Origin of the sequence: Streptomyces sp. NPDC096013, assembly GCF_044763565.1 — a bacterium.
Lineage (GTDB): Bacteria > Actinomycetota > Actinomycetes > Streptomycetales > Streptomycetaceae > Streptomyces.
Window position 1 is genome coordinate 1 of sequence record NZ_JBIWGK010000020.1, and the last position, 16,231, is coordinate 16,231.

The 16,231-nt window shown below is 69.6% G+C and carries 21 protein-coding genes; 11 read left to right on the plus strand and 10 right to left on the minus strand.

Annotated elements, in window-relative coordinates; all coding sequences use genetic code 11:
• A partial coding sequence (locus tag ACIRB1_RS40570) for a GNAT family N-acetyltransferase (RefSeq protein WP_403469033.1) occupies nucleotides 1-466 on the plus strand: 466 nt, incomplete at its 5' end.
• Nucleotides 467-503: 37 nt separating this feature from the next.
• Here the strand turns inward: ACIRB1_RS40570 and ACIRB1_RS40575 are convergent.
• Nucleotides 504-713: a hypothetical protein gene (locus ACIRB1_RS40575; RefSeq protein ID WP_403469034.1), complete on the minus strand. Its 210-nt coding sequence runs from the start codon at nucleotides 711-713 to the stop codon at nucleotides 504-506.
• On the opposite strand from ACIRB1_RS40575, the gene ACIRB1_RS40580 reads away from it, so the two are divergent.
• Nucleotides 714-917, plus strand: coding sequence for a hypothetical protein (locus tag ACIRB1_RS40580; protein ID WP_403469035.1), 204 nt, complete (start codon nucleotides 714-716; stop codon nucleotides 915-917).
• A 57-nt stretch (nucleotides 918-974) separates the two neighbouring features.
• On the opposite strand, the gene ACIRB1_RS40585 is transcribed toward ACIRB1_RS40580, so the two are convergent.
• A complete protein-coding gene (locus tag ACIRB1_RS40585; protein WP_403469036.1) occupies nucleotides 975-1,490 on the minus strand; it encodes a hypothetical protein in 516 nt (171 codons plus the stop codon).
• Between the two features lie 442 nt (nucleotides 1,491-1,932).
• Between ACIRB1_RS40585 and ACIRB1_RS40590 the strand changes: the two genes are divergently transcribed.
• Nucleotides 1,933-2,136: a cold-shock protein gene (locus tag ACIRB1_RS40590; protein WP_329240861.1), complete on the plus strand. Its 204-nt coding sequence runs from the start codon at nucleotides 1,933-1,935 to the stop codon at nucleotides 2,134-2,136.
• Nucleotides 2,137-2,628: 492 nt separating this feature from the next.
• Nucleotides 2,629-3,297, plus strand: coding sequence for a hypothetical protein (locus ACIRB1_RS40595; protein WP_403469037.1), 669 nt, complete (start codon nucleotides 2,629-2,631; stop codon nucleotides 3,295-3,297).
• A 241-nt stretch (nucleotides 3,298-3,538) separates the two neighbouring features.
• On the opposite strand, the gene ACIRB1_RS40600 is transcribed toward ACIRB1_RS40595, so the two are convergent.
• From ACIRB1_RS40600 to ACIRB1_RS40620, 5 genes are all read right to left on the minus strand, one after another.
• Nucleotides 3,539-4,183 carry a hypothetical protein gene (locus ACIRB1_RS40600; RefSeq protein ID WP_403469038.1) on the minus strand — a complete coding sequence of 215 codons (645 nt, stop codon included), beginning with the start codon at nucleotides 4,181-4,183 and terminating at the stop codon, nucleotides 3,539-3,541.
• A 301-nt stretch (nucleotides 4,184-4,484) separates the two neighbouring features.
• A complete protein-coding gene (locus tag ACIRB1_RS40605) occupies nucleotides 4,485-4,694 on the minus strand; it encodes a hypothetical protein (RefSeq protein WP_403469039.1) in 210 nt (69 codons plus the stop codon).
• A 1,132-nt stretch (nucleotides 4,695-5,826) separates the two neighbouring features.
• A complete protein-coding gene (locus ACIRB1_RS40610) occupies nucleotides 5,827-6,210 on the minus strand; it encodes a hypothetical protein (protein ID WP_403469040.1) in 384 nt (127 codons plus the stop codon).
• A complete protein-coding gene (locus tag ACIRB1_RS40615; RefSeq protein WP_403469041.1) occupies nucleotides 6,207-6,413 on the minus strand; it encodes a hypothetical protein in 207 nt (68 codons plus the stop codon). The genes ACIRB1_RS40610 and ACIRB1_RS40615 overlap by 4 nt, the downstream gene beginning before the upstream one ends.
• Before the next feature lie 717 nt (nucleotides 6,414-7,130).
• Nucleotides 7,131-7,730 carry a cation transporter gene (locus tag ACIRB1_RS40620; protein WP_403469042.1) on the minus strand — a complete coding sequence of 200 codons (600 nt, stop codon included), beginning with the start codon at nucleotides 7,728-7,730 and terminating at the stop codon, nucleotides 7,131-7,133.
• Between the two features lie 683 nt (nucleotides 7,731-8,413).
• Between ACIRB1_RS40620 and ACIRB1_RS40625 the strand changes: the two genes are divergently transcribed.
• A complete protein-coding gene (locus ACIRB1_RS40625) occupies nucleotides 8,414-9,604 on the plus strand; it encodes an FAD-dependent oxidoreductase (RefSeq protein ID WP_403469043.1) in 1,191 nt (396 codons plus the stop codon).
• Nucleotides 9,605-9,716: 112 nt separating this feature from the next.
• Complete coding sequence (locus ACIRB1_RS40630) at nucleotides 9,717-10,022, plus strand: PadR family transcriptional regulator (protein ID WP_403469044.1); 306 nt, start codon at nucleotides 9,717-9,719, stop codon at nucleotides 10,020-10,022.
• Nucleotides 10,023-10,039: 17 nt separating this feature from the next.
• Here ACIRB1_RS40630 and ACIRB1_RS40635 read toward each other — a convergent pair whose 3' ends face one another.
• A complete protein-coding gene (locus tag ACIRB1_RS40635) occupies nucleotides 10,040-11,317 on the minus strand; it encodes an APC family permease (RefSeq protein WP_403469045.1) in 1,278 nt (425 codons plus the stop codon).
• A 313-nt stretch (nucleotides 11,318-11,630) separates the two neighbouring features.
• Here ACIRB1_RS40635 and ACIRB1_RS40640 point away from each other — a divergent pair, with 313 nt between their 5' ends.
• Complete coding sequence (locus ACIRB1_RS40640) at nucleotides 11,631-11,879, plus strand: hypothetical protein (RefSeq protein WP_403469046.1); 249 nt, start codon at nucleotides 11,631-11,633, stop codon at nucleotides 11,877-11,879.
• On the plus strand, nucleotides 11,876-12,277 hold the full coding sequence (locus ACIRB1_RS40645; protein WP_403469047.1) for a DNA-binding protein: 402 nt from the start codon (nucleotides 11,876-11,878) through the stop codon (nucleotides 12,275-12,277). The genes ACIRB1_RS40640 and ACIRB1_RS40645 overlap by 4 nt, the downstream gene beginning before the upstream one ends.
• Nucleotides 12,278-12,730: 453 nt before the next feature.
• Here the strand turns inward: ACIRB1_RS40645 and ACIRB1_RS40650 are convergent, their stop codons facing one another.
• Both ACIRB1_RS40650 and ACIRB1_RS40655 read right to left on the minus strand, forming a co-directional pair.
• Nucleotides 12,731-12,898, minus strand: a complete 168-nt coding sequence (locus tag ACIRB1_RS40650) for a hypothetical protein (RefSeq protein ID WP_403469048.1) — start codon at nucleotides 12,896-12,898, stop codon at nucleotides 12,731-12,733.
• Between the two features lie 255 nt (nucleotides 12,899-13,153).
• Nucleotides 13,154-13,837, minus strand: coding sequence for a maleylpyruvate isomerase N-terminal domain-containing protein (locus ACIRB1_RS40655; RefSeq protein WP_403469049.1), 684 nt, complete (start codon nucleotides 13,835-13,837; stop codon nucleotides 13,154-13,156).
• Nucleotides 13,838-14,069: 232 nt separating this feature from the next.
• Between ACIRB1_RS40655 and ACIRB1_RS40660 the strand changes: the two genes are divergently transcribed.
• The 3 genes from ACIRB1_RS40660 to ACIRB1_RS40670 all read left to right on the plus strand — a co-directional run bounded on the left by ACIRB1_RS40660 (nucleotide 14,070) and on the right by ACIRB1_RS40670 (nucleotide 15,453).
• A complete protein-coding gene (locus tag ACIRB1_RS40660; protein WP_403469050.1) occupies nucleotides 14,070-14,213 on the plus strand; it encodes a hypothetical protein in 144 nt (47 codons plus the stop codon).
• 265 nt (nucleotides 14,214-14,478) lie between these two features.
• Nucleotides 14,479-15,090 (plus strand): hypothetical protein, encoded by a 612-nt coding sequence (locus tag ACIRB1_RS40665; RefSeq protein WP_403469051.1) that lies wholly within the window; start codon nucleotides 14,479-14,481, stop codon nucleotides 15,088-15,090.
• Nucleotides 15,091-15,234: 144 nt separating this feature from the next.
• Nucleotides 15,235-15,453 (plus strand): hypothetical protein, encoded by a 219-nt coding sequence (locus ACIRB1_RS40670; RefSeq protein ID WP_403469052.1) that lies wholly within the window; start codon nucleotides 15,235-15,237, stop codon nucleotides 15,451-15,453.
• Nucleotides 15,454-16,231 lie beyond the last annotated feature (778 nt).

The following is a 16,231-nucleotide window of genomic DNA, read 5'->3' on the forward strand; positions in this document are numbered from 1 at the left end:
CGGACAGGCTCGGCCACCGCGCCTCCAGCGATCGGATCGGACGTCACCCCACATCCAACCGCCACCCCGGCGAACCAACGCGGTCACAGCACTAGGCCTGTTCGCCGCGCACGAGAAGGACGACGGCGCGTTCGTCGGCTGGTTCTGCCTGCGTCCGCTCCGCAACGGCCCGCGTGAGGAGGCCGAACTCGGCTACCGCCTGCGCCAGGCGGCCTGGGGCCGGGGCTACGCCACGGAGGTCTCGCAGGCGCTGCTGGCGAAGGGGTTCGCCGAACTTGGCATCCGCATGGTCTGGGCCGAGACGATGACCGTGAACCGCCCTTCGCGCAACGTCATGGAGAAGCTCGGGATGACGCTCGCGGAGAGCATCCCCACGCCGGACGACATGATGGCGGTTGAGGGTTCCGAGCACGGGGGTGTGCGGTACGAGATCACGAAGGAGCAGTGGGAGCGGCGGCAGGCCTAGGCGGCGCGAGGCGCGGCGCCCCGTGGATATGAAGTCATCAGTCCGCGCGGCCTTGTCTCATCCTGCCCTGTCGGGCATATCCCGACAGCATCTTGCCGAACTCGTCGCTGAGCTCGCCCCGGCATGCGAGGCGTAGCAGGAGTCTGCGCTGCGGGAGCGGCGCGGCGATGATCGCCGCCGCGAGGCCGGCGCCGGCCCGAAGCATCGTCTGGGGCTCGTCGACCGGGTGCTGGTCACGCTGGCGCACTTGCGACACGATCTTCCGCACTCGGCCCTGGCTGTGCTGTTCGAAGTGGACCGCTCCACGGTGTCCACTGCGATCTGGCAGGTCTGGCCGCTGCTGGCGGCGCGCGGGTTCGCCGTGTCCGGCCAGCCCGCCATCCGGCTGCGCACCATGGACTGGAACGACGAGTTCGGCGTAGGCATGTTCCGCCCAGTCGGCGGTGAGTGATCGTGGCGGTGCCGGTGAGGTAGCTCCCGGGTATGTGCGCCGGGCACAGCCGCATCCTTACGCCGCCGCGTTGTAGGCGGCCCGCAGCCGGACGTCGCCGCCGCTCGGGCGCTGTGGGGTGTCCTCGGTGAACACCGCCAGGCGCAGTACGAGATAGCGGCCTGTTCCGACGAGCGCGGTGGCCGACAGGTACACCGTCTGCTGCAGGACGAGTCCGGCGCCGGGGCGGAGTGCGGTCAGCGCGCCGGCTGCGGCGGAGGTGACCAGCCAGCCGGCAGCGATGGTGGCCGCGCTCTTGAGGTGCCCGGCAAGGCCGGGCCGTCCGTGGCCGAAGGAGACGCGGGCGTGCAACTCGGTGGCGACCAGAGTGGAGGCGACGGTGGTCAGCGCGTTCGCCGCCATCCACGGAATCCACTGCGACAGCAGGACCAGGGCTGCCGAGGCCGCCAGGGTGACCCCGCCGCCCAGCCCGGCGAAGCGCCCGAAGGCCGCCGCGTGCCGACGGATCAGCCGCAGGCCGTTCATGGTGTTCCCCTCCCCGTCCGCTGCCCCTGACGGGGCCGTCGTCGTCATGCCGCAGAGCGTGACCGGCCCTCCCTTCAGAACGGTTTCAGCGCGGTCTCAGATACATAGACGGTGGTGGAACCGGTGCTGTGACACGCAGCCTGCCCCGACCGTGACCACCTGCCCAACGGGTCGGAGCTGGGCACGCACGCGCAGCGGGCCGGCCGTGCCCACGAGCTGAACCACCGTCACCGTCAAAGCCGCTCCGCAACGATGACGCCAGAGGAGTGAGGCGGCGGACCAGGGATCCTCTGGTGACGTGGCGCTGTGCAAGGCTGTCACTGTCTCTGGTGGGTGCTGGTTTCGCCGTGTAGCGTTACTGCCAGATGTCGTGGTTCGCAGTACCTGCCCGCGCTGCTGCGCGGGCGTTTTGCTGTGCGGTGGCCGGACCAGGACGATCACCTGCGGGGTCGCGCGGTGCGGCCCCTGATATCGACTGAGAGGCACCAGCATGGCCAGCGGAACCGTCAAGTGGTTCAACGCCGAAAAGGGTTTCGGCTTCATCCAGCAGGACGGCGGCGGGCCGGACGTCTTCGCGCACTACTCCAACATCAACGCCTCCGGCTTCCGCGAACTGCAGGAGGGCCAGACGGTCACCTTCGACATCACCCAGGGTCAGAAGGGCCCGCAGGCGGAGAACATCACCCCCGCCTGACCTCTCGTCACCAGGGCCCGGAAGCAGCTTTCCGGGCCCTGGCGCGTACGGACAGCACGATCGAGACGAAGCTGCCGACGGGTGAAGAACGGCGGACCGCCACATCCGAACCCCGGAGGGGCCGACTGCGTGGGCCGGACCCTCCTCGTTCTTGTGTGTTCCGCTGCAGGCTGTGCCAGCCGATTTTGCTCCACGTGCAGGTGGTTGAAGGCCCTGCCCAGTTTTTCAGGACGGACGGCGCAGCGCTATCACGCCGTAGGCCGGGCGCGGCACGGTCGTTGCCGCGCTCACGCGGTGGTGATGCGTCATGTCCCGCCCTCCCACGCGTGGTTCACGGGCAGGGGCAACATGCGGGGGGCGGTTCCTGTGCTGCGCGCCGATGGCGCTGGGCGTGCGGCATCCGTGCGTCCGTACGCCCTACCCCCGCGCGGTAGGCCGGCAGGCGGGTAGGGCAGCATCTGCTCAGCTTCCGCCTGCCCATGAGGGGTCATCATGCGTTCCATCCACCGTGTCGCATCATCCGTGCTGTTCACCTGTCTGGTGCTCGCGGGCTGCTCGCCTACGTCGCCCGGAAGCCCGGACGCGGGCGCGTCAGGGAGCGGGAGTTCTTCGGCGGGTCCCTCGGGCGCGGCCGGGGCCGGGCGGCCGATCGCGGTGGGGGCGGGGCCGCAGAGGACGTACACCGTGGAGAAGCAGCCGGCCGCGGGCAGTTGCCACTACCGGTATCTCAAGGGCGAGCCGTTGGAGGACCCGGCGTGCACGCCGGGCGCGATCTCCCCGGCGGTCACGCAGGCGAATCTGAAGTCGACGATCTGCCGCAAGGGCGGCTACACCTCCGGCATCCGGCCCTCCACGTCCGTCACTGGCAGGGAGAAGAGGCTGAATGCCGCCTCCTACGGGTTCACCGGCAGCATGCGCGATGCCGAGTACGACCACCTGATCAGCCTGCAGCTGGGCGGGGACCCGAATGACTACCGCAACTTGTGGGTGGAGCCGGCCGACCCTGGCCACAAGAAGGGTTCCGGGGTCAACAACGCGAAGGATCCGGTGGAGACGAAGCTGCACACCGCGGTCTGCAAGGGCCAAGTCACCCTCGCCGCCGCGCAGAAGGCCATCGTCACCGACTGGACCACGGCCCTCAGCCGCCTCGGGCTCGGCTGAGACACGGCATACAGCAACCGGCCAGGCATCGACGCCTCGATCGGCACCGCCGGCGATGCGCTCACGGAATCCCCCACAGGCATCCACGCGATGGAGCCGGTCAGGCTGCGCATGCCCTGGCACACCTTTTGCCGATGCCGGACTCGCTGCCGCGGAAGGGCGCGGGCGGCGGCGAGTACGTGCCGGACGTGCTGGTTCAGACCGTGGGTGGCTGCTGGTGTGCGGTTGCCGCCGTGTGGCTTCAGCGGCCGGTGTCGTCGGGCTTCTCCCCGGCCTGGGGCGCGGCCACCGGCTCTGGTGCGGCGGGGGCGGTGTAGAAGACGGAGGCGCCCTGCTTGGTGCGCTGGGCCTGGCTCTTGGCCACGAGGCCCTCGGTGGTGACGCGGACGACCTTGGTCTTGATGTTGCGCTCGGGGTGGGCCTGGCTGAGCGCGGTGGAGATCTCCGCGGCCGAGCGCGGCTCGCTCTGCTCGGCGAGGTGACGGCGGATGAGTTCCACCAGGGTGGGCCGGGCCGTCGGTGCATCAGCCTTGGATGCGGGCTTGCGGGCAGCCGGCTTCTTGGCCGTCGCGCTTTCCCGCGTAGCTGTGCTCTTCCGCGCCCGTCGCTTGCCGGGGGATGCGACTTCGGTCTTCTGCTGAGAAGAGGGCACCGTGGCGTTTTCGACTGCGGCCGACGGCTCATGCGGTTCGTGTGCGACGCCGAGTGCTTGCTGGATGTTGACCAGCACGCTGTGGTCCTGCTGCAGGGCAGTCAGCTGTTGCTGCAGGGCGGCGATGTCCGCGCCGATGCGTTCTTGCTCTTTGAGGTTGCTTTCGAGGTCGCCGGCCACCTGGGCGGTGTACTGGGATGTCAGTTCTGTGGCGGCGGTCGTGGTCTCGGACATGGTGCTTGCCTTCCCTCGGTGTGCGGTGATGATCCAGGCGAGAGGTCTCGAACCGGGCAGCGATCCTGCTGTGTTGTACCGGCGATGCAGCCGCCGTGACTGCCGCACAATGCCTTGGCGTCGTACACATACTACGGACAGGCGGAACCATTTGTTCCCTTCGAGTGGTGTCCGTTGTGTGGCGCGGACGTCAGGCCACGCTGTCTGACCCCTTTTGGGCCCGGTCCCCGGAGGGTTCGTGTGCGGAGGTGGGGCGGTTGCCAGACTGCCTCGTTGGTCTCGTGGTTATGGCGACAGGATGTCAGGGCGCCGGTTGCCACCAGCCGGTCGAGGGTTCCAGGTTGGTGCTGTGCCGGATGTCGACCGAGGCGTGTGCGGCCGGCATGAGGGCGGTCAGTGTCAGGGCGAGCGGTGCCACGGGCAGGGCCAGTGGGGCGGGGTGCGGCGTCCGATGAGCGGTGCACCAGCGGGGTGCGGCGGCCTGGCGCCTGGCCCAGGACCGCGGCGTCAAGCAGCTGCAGTTGCACGGGAGTAGATCCGGTGTCCGAGCGGCTTCAGTCAGGCGCACGCCGCGTCTTGGCTCCGTCGGACGAACGGTGCGCGGGTCGGTGTTCGCACCCAGTCACAGACCCTGTGGGTGCTGGGGTGAAAGGCAAGCTGGTGTTCGTCGACCGGCTCTTTGCCACTCTCATCCACCTCCGTCATGGCGCCCCCCTATGATGTCCTGGCCTGGTGGTTCGGTGTCGACCGCTTCACCATCACGTGCGCAATCGGCGCCAGCTACCTGCTGATCCCTCACGCCCGTGTCCTGGCCCGTACCGCCCGGCCGCCACGCGCACGCCGGACGGACGAAGGACGGACCGCGCCCCCAACTCCGGTGACAGCAGGGCATCCCCGGCGGCTTCTCCTCACCGGGCCAGCCCGCCGAAGCACCCTCCCGCCAACCCTGGCGCCCACGACGCACCCCACGCCCCCGCGCACCACCGCGGCCAGGGGCGCTGATTCCGGCGCGTACGGCCGGGGCACAGGACGACCGGAAGGACCCGACGGCGCCCGCCTGTACGAGGAGCCCGCCACCCGTCCGCACCGTGATCACGGTGACCGCCATCCGGCCACCGTGGGTGTGCAGAGCAGGTGTCGAGGGACGGCATCGCCCGGCGGCCTCCTATGGTGGACCAGCCGATGCTGTTCGCTGCCCAGCGAGTAGCCCCAGAGGGGCTCCAGGATTCCTGGGGCCCTTCTGGCGCCGCGCCCTGCCGACCGTCTGGGCGAGTGGGCCGGTCGTTGCGTGTGCCGGTGCAGGTTGTCCACGACTGCCTGCAGGAGAGCCTGCGCGACGTGAGCTGAGACGGGACACGGTCATGAACGGACAGAGCCTGGCGCCACAGAGGGTTTCGTCATGCCCGATTCCGGCATTGCTCCGGGTCTAGCGCCGCCGTGCGCGATCCCGTGGCGAGAAGGCAGGGGTGAGGGCGGCTTCGCTCAACGGACGCCCTGGCCAGGGGGGTGAGGACTCGGAGACGGAAGTCCCGCCGAGCCGGGCATACCACCCTCGGTCGCGTCGCAGCCGCCGAGCTCCTTCCGGAGACCGCCCGAGGCCTCGCTGAAGGCGCCGGTATCTGTCCGAGGCCGGCGCGGGCAGTTCACTCGCTGCGCCAGGACTCCAGGCGCTGCGCGACGGTGCGCAGATCGGCTTGCTGGGTACGGACGGCCTGGGCGAGTTCGTACAGGTCATCGTCCTTGGCCTGGAGGGGCTGGCCGGAGACGTGCATGTACTGGCTGGCGCAGGCCCAGCCGATGACCAGGTTGTAGTCGGTGAAGGGACGCAGCAGAAGCGCGGTGTGCAGGAAGGTCGCGGCCCGGGAGGCCGCCTCCTCGTAGTACAGGACGCCGCGCTCCCGCTCGAACGTGTGCCGGCCGGCCATAAACCCCAGGGCGCCCCAGTCCGCGATGGGCACGTTCAGCGGGGAGATCGCCGACTGGATCTGCAGGACCCAGCCGACATCGACACGGATGACCGCACTCACCGCTGTCCCTCGGGAAAGCGGGCCATAACGCCGGGCAGTACCCGGGCGGCTTCCTCCACAGCTCCCTCCACGAAGGTGATCCGGTCGGCCTCTTGCACGGTCACGTCGTGCACGTGCTGCTTCAGGCTCCGGCCCGCCAGGGCCGCCCGACCGCGCAGCCGTGTCAGTTCCTCTTCGGTGAATTCCACATTGAGTGCAGGCATAGACCCAAGGTACCCCGACAGGTACCGGATGCGGTACCAAACTTTGCGATGCAGGGAGAGGCATGAGGTCTCATCAATGCTGCTGCAGCATCCGGGGGCTGTGACCTGCGATCCTGCGGCCGTGCTGAGACCGCTTTGAGGGGCGATTCGGGGGAGGGAGCACGCCGGAACTGCGATCCTGCAAGCCGAACAGGACTGCCGCACGCGGATGGGGTCGTGGTTGGCAGACGGACATCCCCTCTGCCCCCCATCCACGCCCTGCAGCAGGAAAGAGAGTGGCGGCGGGTGGACAGGACGTGGGCGGCGGCGAGGGGATCGGACCTCCCGCCGCAGCGGCCAGCCCGCCCCTCGGGAAGCCACACGGGACTGACCGTCGGCGTCAAGGACAACGTCATCTCCTTGACCGGCTGCTCCGGCGCGAACGCGCGACCCCGAGCACCCCTTATCCACCGTCGTCGGCGCCTGTCGGCGTCGCGCAGCTGTGTGACCGCCCGCTGGAGATCATCGAACGCGCGCTGCTCTTCCTGCGGTAAGGGCCGGGCGGAGTCGAAAACGCTGTCGCGCCGTCCCCGCAGCCTGGCATAAGCGTCGAAGCGGGCGAGGACTTCCTGGACCAACGGCTCCTGCGACGGGGCGGGGGACCGCCGGGAAGGAGTGCTGCTGGGAGGCATCGGCGGCGCCTTCTCGGCTGCGGGGCTGTCGGAGCCTACTCGCATTTCAGTGGTCTCCGAAGAAGATCTTTTTCACTTCGCGGACCGCGTAGTACACGAGCACATAGCCAGCAGCCGGATCCGCCCACCACAGCCCGGCCACGGTGTTGAGGACCAGGCCGAGCAGCACCGCGGCGGCCAGCAGCCCATCGATCAGCGTGACCCGGCCCTCCGTCCTCAGCACCGGGTTGTCCAGCGCGGCACCGGTGCGGGCCTTGCCGAGGGCGAGGACGAACATCACCACCGCGGTCACCGCGGTCCACATGATCCCCAGTGGCGAGTGATGCGGACGGAAACCGCCGGCCAGCGCCCACGTCGACTGCACCAGCAGATACACAGCCAGCAGTGCGAAGCCCGCACCGATCATCCGCAGGGCACGGCGCTGCCGGTCCTCGCCCGTGCCGGACAACTCCCAGATCACCACCATAGAGGCGCCGATCTCGATCAGGGAGTCCAGGCCGAACCCGGCCAACGCCACCGACCTCGCGGCAACCGCCGCCACGGCCAGCACCACGATGCCGACCGCATTCCAGCCCAAGGTCACGTACTCCAGCACGAAACCCCGGCGCAGCACGGACCGGCGGGAGATCTCATTCACGTCGCTCACCAGGCGAGTCTCCCAGGGCCAGCGAAATCCCACCCCGGCCGGTCCCGCAACACCAGGACACTCTCCAACAAGCACATGAAACCAGCACCGTTCGATTCCTGAGCTGGGCAAACGCACGCCCGAGGTTCAGACATAGGTACTCAGGGTGATCGCGGGGGTGGAACAGAGCGAGTCGGCGTGTGTTCCGGGTGCCCAGGACGCGGTACGGGGTGGCGTACGGAAGGAAGGCCGTCCCGGACGGGGGCCTTTGCTGTACGCGAGGCGGCGGTCGGCGTACGGGCAGGCGATCCGGTCTTTCTGCCGCCGCCGGGTTGCAGCGTTCCTCCGGCCCGGACCGGAGGAACGCACTGAGCGGCGCCCCGCTGTCCGCCGTCCGTCCCGGGGGAAAGGCCGCGTCCCGTGGGTACCGGGTGCCTGGTGGGAAAGCCCGCTCCACGGTTGGGTCCTAATTCAGTCAACATATGCCGATATCGTCGACCGATACCGGCTGACCCGTCACACTGGCCTGCGGAGGGGGGACGGGTGCGCCGGGCTGGTGACGGTGCGCCATCCCGCAGTGTCGCGCTGCCTTGGGGAAGGCGGCGAGCGGAGCGGTGGGGGGATGTATGGCGCAGTCGCTTCCGGGGCAACGCCCTGCGCAGAGGCGGGCGTTGAGGGGGAGTGGGGGGCTTCCGGTCGTCGTGGTGGGCGCCGGGCCGTACGGGTTGTCGGTGGCCGCGCATCTGCGGGGCGCCGGGGTGCCGGTGCGGGTCTTCGGTGAGGTGCTGGGCAGTTGGCGGCACGCCATGGCGACGGGCATGTTCCTCAAGTCGACTCCGGCCGCCACCGATCTGTCCGCGCCGGAGCCCGGCGGCCGGCTGGCCGACTTCCGCCGGGTGCACGGCGAGCCGGAGCTGACCGAGCTGACCCCGATCCCGTGCGAGGTGTTCGTGCGCTACGGGCAGTGGTTCCAGAAGCAGTACGTCGGCGAGGTCGACCCCGCGCGGGTGGTGGCCGTCGTCCGTGACGGTGCCGCCTTCGCCGTCCATCTGGACGACGGGCAGCAGCTCACCGCCGCGGCCGTCGTGGTGGCCACCGGCCTGAACGGACTGGCCCATATTCCGGGGCAGTTGAGGGCCCTGGCCCCCCAGGAGCCGGGACCTGACGCTCTGGTGTCGCACACCAGCCACCACACCGACCTCTCCCGCTACGCCGGCCGCCGGGTCGCGGTCATCGGGGGCGGCCAGTCGGCCCTGGAGAGCGCCGCGCTGCTGCACGAGGCCGGCGCCGCGGTGCAGGTGCTGGTCAGGGAGCGGCGCGTGCTGTGGGGCAGGACGCCGGACCTGGCCCGGCCCTGGATCCAGCGGCTCGCCCAGCCCGCCTCTCCGCTGGGCACGGGCTGGATCCTGGCCGCGGTGTGCACGGCGCCGGGCGGGGTCCGGCAGCTGCCCGCGTCCGCCCGGCTGCTGCTGTTCACCCGGGCGTTGGGGCCGTCGGGCGGGTGGTGGCTGCGGGAGAGGGTCGAGGGCGTCGTACCGGTCCGCACCTCGTGCCGGGTGACCGGTGCGGTGGCGGACGCGGGCGCTGTGCGGCTGGAACTCGGCGGTCCGGCGGGCGGTCCGCAGACCCTCGCCGTCGATCATGTACTGGCGGCCACCGGCTACCGTCTCGACCTGGACGCCGTGCCCTTCCTGAGCGACGCGGTGCGTACGGCCGTGGCGTGCGTGCCGGGCACGAAGGCACCCCACCTCAGTGGCGCGTTCGAGTCCTCGGTGCCCGGCCTCTACTTCACCGGATCGCTCGCTGCCCCGATGTTCGGGCCGATGATGCGCTTCGTGGCCGGCACGCAGTACGCCGCCACCCGCATCGCCCGGCATGCCGCCACCGCGCCCTGACCGCCCCCGATCCGCCCGTCGCCAACCGCCCGCCCTCCACCGTGGCGTGGCATAGGATCGGGAGCCGATATCGGTTTCGTGACAGTCGCCCTGACGCGCGGAGGTGGACGGGGTGCGGGAGTTCCAGCGCGGCGCGGTACGGCTGCACATCCTGCACCACGCGGCCGAGGGCGAGATCCACGGCGCCTGGATGACGGAGGAACTTGCCCACCACGGCTACGGCATCAGCCCCGGCACCCTGTATCCCACGCTGCACCGGCTGGAGGCCGAAGGTCTGCTCGTCTCCGAACAGCGGGTGGTGGACGGCCGTACCCGCCGCGTCTACACGGCGACGAAGGCGGGCACGGAAGCCCTGGCCGAGGACCGCAGAGCGCTGGCAGAACTGGCCCGCGAGATCCTCGGCGCCGACACCCTCTGAGCAAAAGGGGGGCGGGACTACGGCGCCGCACGGCGCGCCGACAGACCGCGCCGCACCCCGTACACCGCGGCACCCGCCGCCAGCACGGCCGCACCCCACACCACCGACGCGGCCGGCAGCGTGAAAGCCAGCACCAGGCACCCGGCCAGCCCGAGAACCGGGATGACGCGCAGCGGCCGGTTCTCTTCCGGCGTCAGCGTCCACGCGGAGGCGTTGGCGACGGCGTAGTAGACCAGCACCCCGAAGGAGGAGAAGCCGATCGCACCGCGCACGTCGGCCGTCGCGGCCAGCACGGCGACCACGGCGCCGACGAGAAGTCCAGCACGGTGCGGGACACGGAAGCGGGGGTGGACGGCGGACAGCGCATGCGGCAGATGCCGGTCGCGGGACATCGCCAGCATGGTGCGTGAGACACCGAGGACCAGGGCGAGCAGAGAGCCGAGCGCCGCCACAGCCGCACCCACCCGTACCACCGGTGCCAGTCCCGGCACCCCGGCCTGCCGGACCGCCCCGGCCAGCGGCGCCGCATCGCCCGCCAGCCCCCTCGGGCCAAGCACCGCGAGCACGGCCACGGCAACCACCGCGTACACCACCAAGGTGATGCCCAGCGCGAGCGCAACGGCCCGGGGAATCGTGCGCGCCGGATCGCGCACCTCCTCACCCAGCGTGGCGATCCGGGCGTAGCCGGCGAAGGCGAAGAACAGCAGACCGGCCGCCTGCAGCACCCCGCTCACGGACGCGTCCGACCCCACGTCCAGCCGCCCGGCATCCGCCACACCCGAGGTCAGACAGGTCACCGCCACGGCCGCCAGCACCGCGAGCACCACGGCGACGATCGCCCTGGTCAGCCAGGCCGCCTTCTGCACCCCCACGACGTTGACGGCGGTCAGGGCCACCACGGCGGCCACCGCGACGGCATGCGCATGCCCCGGCCAGACATACGACCCGACGGTGAGCGCCATCGCCGCGCACGACGCGGTCTTGCCGGCCACGAAGCCCCACCCGGCGAGGTACCCCCAGAACGCGCCCAGCCGCTCACGGCCGTACACATACGTCCCACCGGACTGCGGATACCGCGCGGCCAGCCGGGCCGAGGAGGTGGCGTTGCAGTACGCCACGACGGCAGCGACACCCAGCCCCACCAGCAGCCCGGAACCCGCGGCCCGGGCCGCGGGCGCCAGCGCGGCGAAGATTCCCGCACCGATCATCGAGCCCAGGCCGACGACCACGGCGTCGAACACCCCCAGCCGCCGCTCCAGCACAGCCGGTTCGCCGCTCTGTATCTGCCCGCCCATGCCCGCACCATCCGTTTATCGTCATCCGATATCGGATGACGATATCTGGCGGATGTGAACGACAGATGGAGTGCAGCGCTGCGTTGCGGACGGCGAGGGCGGCTCTCCTCCTGAGGGTGAGGTCAGGCGGAACCCGCCCCCGAGGGATGGCATTGGATCGAGGCATACCGCCACTGGACTCGCTGAACTGCCGCGTCGTACAACTGCCTCGCTGAGCCCCTGCTCGACGGACAGGCGCCCCGACTGCCGCTGACCGGACCGACTGCGGGAAACAAAGAGCACGTGGTGCGCATACCGCGGTATGCTTGTCACTATGGCTGACACCACGCGCATCACGGTGACACTCCCCACCGAGCAGGTGGCGGAGCTGAAGAAGATCACGGACAACATCTCCGGCTACGTGGCCGAAGCGGTCGCCAGACAGATCCGGCACCAGCTTCTGGGGGCCGACCTGCGCAGCCACACAGACGAGCACGGGGCCTTCAGTGAGGAAGAGCTGACCGATGCGCGGGCGCGGATCTTCGGTCCGACGTCGGCCGCCGGCGGCGCGAGCGCCGCGTGAGCGGGCACATCGAGACTGTCGTCCTGGACAGTGAGGGGCTGTCGGCCTGGGTGGCGCAGGACCGGAAGGTTCTGGCGATGTTCCAGGTGTTCCACGACATGGGAGCGGACCTTGTCGTCAGCGCCAACACCATCGTGGAGGCGAGCCACGCCAGGGTGAACCTGCCCCGACTGCAATGGGCGCTCTCCCGGATCAAGGTGGAGCCGGTCACGGAGGCAGCCGCCAAGGCTGCGGCACAACTGCTCAAGGGCGCCGGTCTGCACGGACACAAGTACGCGATCGACGCCACCGTTGCGGAAGCGGCCTTGCGCCAGCCTGACCCGGTCGCCATCCTCACGTCGGATGTCGATGACATGACCCGGCTGTGCGGCAGCAGGGTCCGGATGATCGGACTCTGACCGCGACCTCGTCCCGGGACCATGGACAGATCCGCGTGGATCCGACGAGACCACAGTCGCCGCAGGCCAACCCGTGAGGGGACGCCTGCTGGCGGCTTGGGGCGGCGACTGCCTCTTCGTCTATGCCGGTGAGGACGGCCAACTCGTCGTGTGGGTCCTGGCGGCCGGTAACCGTCGTGACGTATCCGTCAGATGGTTTGGCTCCCCGCAGTCTGCGCCGGTCACCCCCAGGACGTGAGCGTGCGCCATCCTGCTTGAAGCAAATGCCCTGAATGTCGCCTATAGATGCAACCCTGTGGTGGTGGGGTCCCGGGCTGTGTACGGGGGCGTTCACCCGGGTTCATCGGCGGCTCGTCACCAGGCTGGGATCGGTGCCGGGTCTTGGCTGAACGCCGGTGAACCGTGCTGAATGAGACGGAAACTGAGACGGGCAGCAGCGGCGTTGGCCGATGCTCACCAGCCACGCTCGCGGGCCATGGTGATGAGCGTTTCGGCCTCGGAAGAACGGTCGGCCAGTTCGCCAGCGTTGCGGATCTGCTCTTCGCTCATGCCGCGCTTCACCAGTTGGATCGCTTCGTGGATCCCGTTGCCGCTGTCGAGCATGGCCAGGAACCAGCGCACGGCCTGGACTGGGTCCGGCGCTGCGCCCAGGCCGTCTCGGTACCGGCAAGCGGCGGCGAACATCGCATCCGCGTGGCCTCGCTCCGCGGCATGCAGGTATCAGCTCAGCGCTTCGGTGTCTTCATCGATCGCGGCGAGGCGATCGCCGAGTACGGCAGCGGCCTGTGTCACGCCTCCATCGACTGCTTGGCGCAGCAGACGTAGGCACTTGTCGTGGAGTGTTGGACCTTTCGGCGAGGGCAGTCGGTGGCTGGTCTATGCGAACAGGGGGAAGCGATCGGCGTCCGCGCCCAAGCGGTCTCGGTCGGCATCGGACAGCGGTGCGCGCCCGGTCGCGGCGCGCGCGTACTGCGCGTCGTCCCACGGCACTGGGACTGGGCGGCCGAGTAGCCCGTCCAGCGTGCGGCGCACTTGGCCGAGTCCTTCTGGTGAGGGGCCTGGCGCATCGGGAAGAGACACGACGAGGTCGAGATGGTGGATCGTCGCCTCGACAGCCAGCGTGCAGATCAGATCGCCGGCGTTCAACACGTGGCCTTGGGTGGCGACCGGCTGGTCGACCGCAGCGCTGGCCGCGGCGTTCACCACTGCGGCAGCGGTCTCTGAATACAATTCGCATAGTTGGTCCACGCGCAGGAACATGCTGGCGACGACCCGGGTGAACCTCCGGCCGTTGGCCGCGCCCACGGGGTCCGGGCGCCAATCCTCCCAGTAGGTGACCGCGTCACGGTCCTGCGTCCGTTCGGCAGGCGTGTGCAGTGCCACCAGGCCGCGTTGCGCGTCGCCGAGGCAGTGGAAGACAAGGTCGCGCACCGACCAGCCGGCACAGCCGGTCGGCAGCCAGGACTGCTCATCCGTGATGGTCATGACGACGGCGTCGAAGGCACCGTAGGCTGCGCGCAATACGTCGGCCGGCTGTGGCACTTCCTTGTCCTGAGGCATGCTGGCGAGGGTAAGGCGGTTGCCCGTTCACGGACAATCACCGATGGGGCGTACACACCGAGACGGCAGAGGGACCCGGCACGTCGTCATGGCTGCCGACTTCCGCTGATGCGACGTCATGACCGCGGGCCGTCCCTGCGGGGCTGGGGAAGTGCGGGCTCGCGTGGCGCACTGGCGTGATGCTCTGCCCACCTTCAAAAGCTCCTGCTCAGCGGCCGTGAACTCGCCTTCGATGTCGACCCACATGCTCGAACTCCTCCGGCTGTTCTTCATCATCCTGCTCGGCGAAACCGTCCTCACTGCCGGCCGCACCATGTCCGAAGCCCCCGTCGACATCCCCACATGTGCCTGCGACCGCGGTTTCGCCGTCCCCTGAACCTCGGTTACATCCCCTGGGGGCCGGCGTGAGTGGTGAAATGCCCCCGATCCCGCTCGTACGTTCCAGCCCTGGCACAACCAGCCCATCCACCCCGAGTCCTGCTCCGCTTCGGCGGTGACGACCTGTGCTCCGCCTACGACTCGGACCCGGGCCACGACGACTGGCGCCCGAGAGGCACCCAGGACGTGGACCCATGGGGCGCGCCGACAGGTCTCGGGGCGGCCGACGAGTAACCGGGGTGCGGTCTGCACAGACAGTAGGTGTGACCGGTTCTCTGCTCCTCTCGTTCATGGGAATGTTCGGAACCCTGATCGGCAGTGGTCTGACGGGTTTCCTCGCTTTGCGATCGGAGCGTGCCAATCAACGGGCTCTGGAACAACAGGAGGAACGCCAGTCACGTCGGCGGGAAAGGCTTCAGGACCTCGATCTCCGCCTGGAGCACCATCGGTGGCGTCGCGAGCATCGCAGGGCGATCTACGAGGAGTTCGCCGTGAAGTCCCAGACAGCCCGGATCGCCGCTCTCGACTATCACCGTTGCTGCCTGCCCGGTGCTCCGGAGGCCGCGCAGCGGGAGGAGATCCGGCTGCGCGCCAGAATGGCGTACCGGGAGGCACTGCAGACGTCGTACGCCGTCGAGTTGCAGGGCCCCGAGGAGGTGGGCGCGCGCGTGGATGACTGTCTAGCCAGCCTCCGGGACCTGCTGAACTGCGCTGAGGAGCATGAGGCAAGGGCGACGGCGGGGCCACTGAACAGTGCTGATGCCGTGGACATCGGCGAGCAGATCACGGCGTGCTTCGACGACGCACAGCGCGTGCTGCGGCTCTTCATCCGGGCTGGACGCGAGGCTCTGGACCGGCCCACACCGCCCGGCTGAATCCGGCGCCCAGGGCTCCTGGGACAGCCGTCCATGGCGGCTTCCCTCTCCGCGCCGCTGCCGTTGGCTGGAGCGCTCCACAGGCGCACTCCTGTCGCGCGGTCGGGGCGGGACGGGGGCTGCTGTTGGTGGGGACAGCCGCCGATGGCCCGCCGTATACCGCCTGCGGTCGACGGATTCCGTGTCTGCGGTCCGGTCCCGGAGAACGCTGCGGGGACGTTCCCTGAGCTGGACGCCGTGATGCTGGGCAGACAGACGGTCTTCTACGGCACCGTCATCGAGGAGGCGCGTCTGTTCGGCCTGCTGGCCCGCTTTCGCATGCGGGGACTGCTGGTCACGGACATGCGACCGCAGCCGCATTGATCCCGTGGACGGGCGGGGTGGTGGCGGCGCGGATGCGGCGGGGATAGGGACACGCGCACACCGTGTTGCGCGTCGGCTCCCCGCGGCCCCACGTGAAGAGGAACGTGCCCGCGCCGGGCGTCGACCCACCACGCCCCAGCGACGGCCGTGAGGTCTTTTTTTCTTAGCCCGGCGGTGACATTGAGAATGCGATACGGGGGCACAGGAATCCGGCACGGTCCATGCGTCCGGCAGGAGGAACCAGTGGCCGGTCATGAGATGTACGCCGCCAGCGCGTTGTCTGCGGTGGCAGCGGTTCTGCTCGCGCGATGGTGCCTGGCGGGCCGAAACAGCAGCCCCCGTACTGCCGCTGCATACCGCCGTGCCTCACGTCGGGCGACGCTGAGGGCTGCCTGGCGCATGGGTTCCGCCGCCGCCCAGGTCGGGCAGGGTCTGCCGACGGACGCGCCGTGCGCTCAGCGCGCGGTGCAGGAGGCCGAAGGCCTCGTGCACGGCTACTGGCGTCAGATCAGCCCCCTCTACCCGTCCCAGCACGATCGCCATCATCACTGAACTCGTTTCGGAGTGCAGCTCGGGCTGAGTGCCTGATTGGAATCCTCAGAAGCGCAGGTCAAAGCAGTTTTGTGATCCGTGGGGGCAGAAGTTGCCGTTCCGAAGAAGCGTCACGGTGACGGCAGTTCCGAACGGCTCGCGCATCCAGAATGAGCGCTTTGCCGGGAAGGTCGATGATCACGGTGGCGCTTCTGCTCCTCCAGGCCGATTGTCCTGTCCCGCGCAA

Excerpts from the sequence above, each read along its gene's own strand:
- ACIRB1_RS40660 (WP_403469050.1), top strand. The coding sequence starts at position 14,070 with ATGTCGACCCACATGCTCGAACTCCTCCGGCTGTTCTTCATCATCCTG.
- ACIRB1_RS40670 (WP_403469052.1), top strand. The coding sequence starts at position 15,235 with ATGGCCCGCCGTATACCGCCTGCGGTCGACGGATTCCGTGTCTGCGGT.
- ACIRB1_RS40590 (WP_329240861.1), top strand. The coding sequence starts at position 1,933 with ATGGCCAGCGGAACCGTCAAGTGGTTCAACGCCGAAAAGGGTTTCGGC.
- ACIRB1_RS40595 (WP_403469037.1), top strand. The coding sequence starts at position 2,629 with ATGCGTTCCATCCACCGTGTCGCATCATCCGTGCTGTTCACCTGTCTG.
- ACIRB1_RS40600 (WP_403469038.1), bottom strand. The coding sequence starts at position 4,183 with ATGTCCGAGACCACGACCGCCGCCACAGAACTGACATCCCAGTACACC.
- ACIRB1_RS40635 (WP_403469045.1), bottom strand. The coding sequence starts at position 11,317 with ATGGGCGGGCAGATACAGAGCGGCGAACCGGCTGTGCTGGAGCGGCGG.
- ACIRB1_RS40655 (WP_403469049.1), bottom strand. The coding sequence starts at position 13,837 with ATGCCTCAGGACAAGGAAGTGCCACAGCCGGCCGACGTATTGCGCGCA.
- ACIRB1_RS40585 (WP_403469036.1), bottom strand. The coding sequence starts at position 1,490 with ATGACGACGACGGCCCCGTCAGGGGCAGCGGACGGGGAGGGGAACACC.
- ACIRB1_RS40615 (WP_403469041.1), bottom strand. The coding sequence starts at position 6,413 with ATGCCTGCACTCAATGTGGAATTCACCGAAGAGGAACTGACACGGCTG.
- ACIRB1_RS40640 (WP_403469046.1), top strand. The coding sequence starts at position 11,631 with ATGGCTGACACCACGCGCATCACGGTGACACTCCCCACCGAGCAGGTG.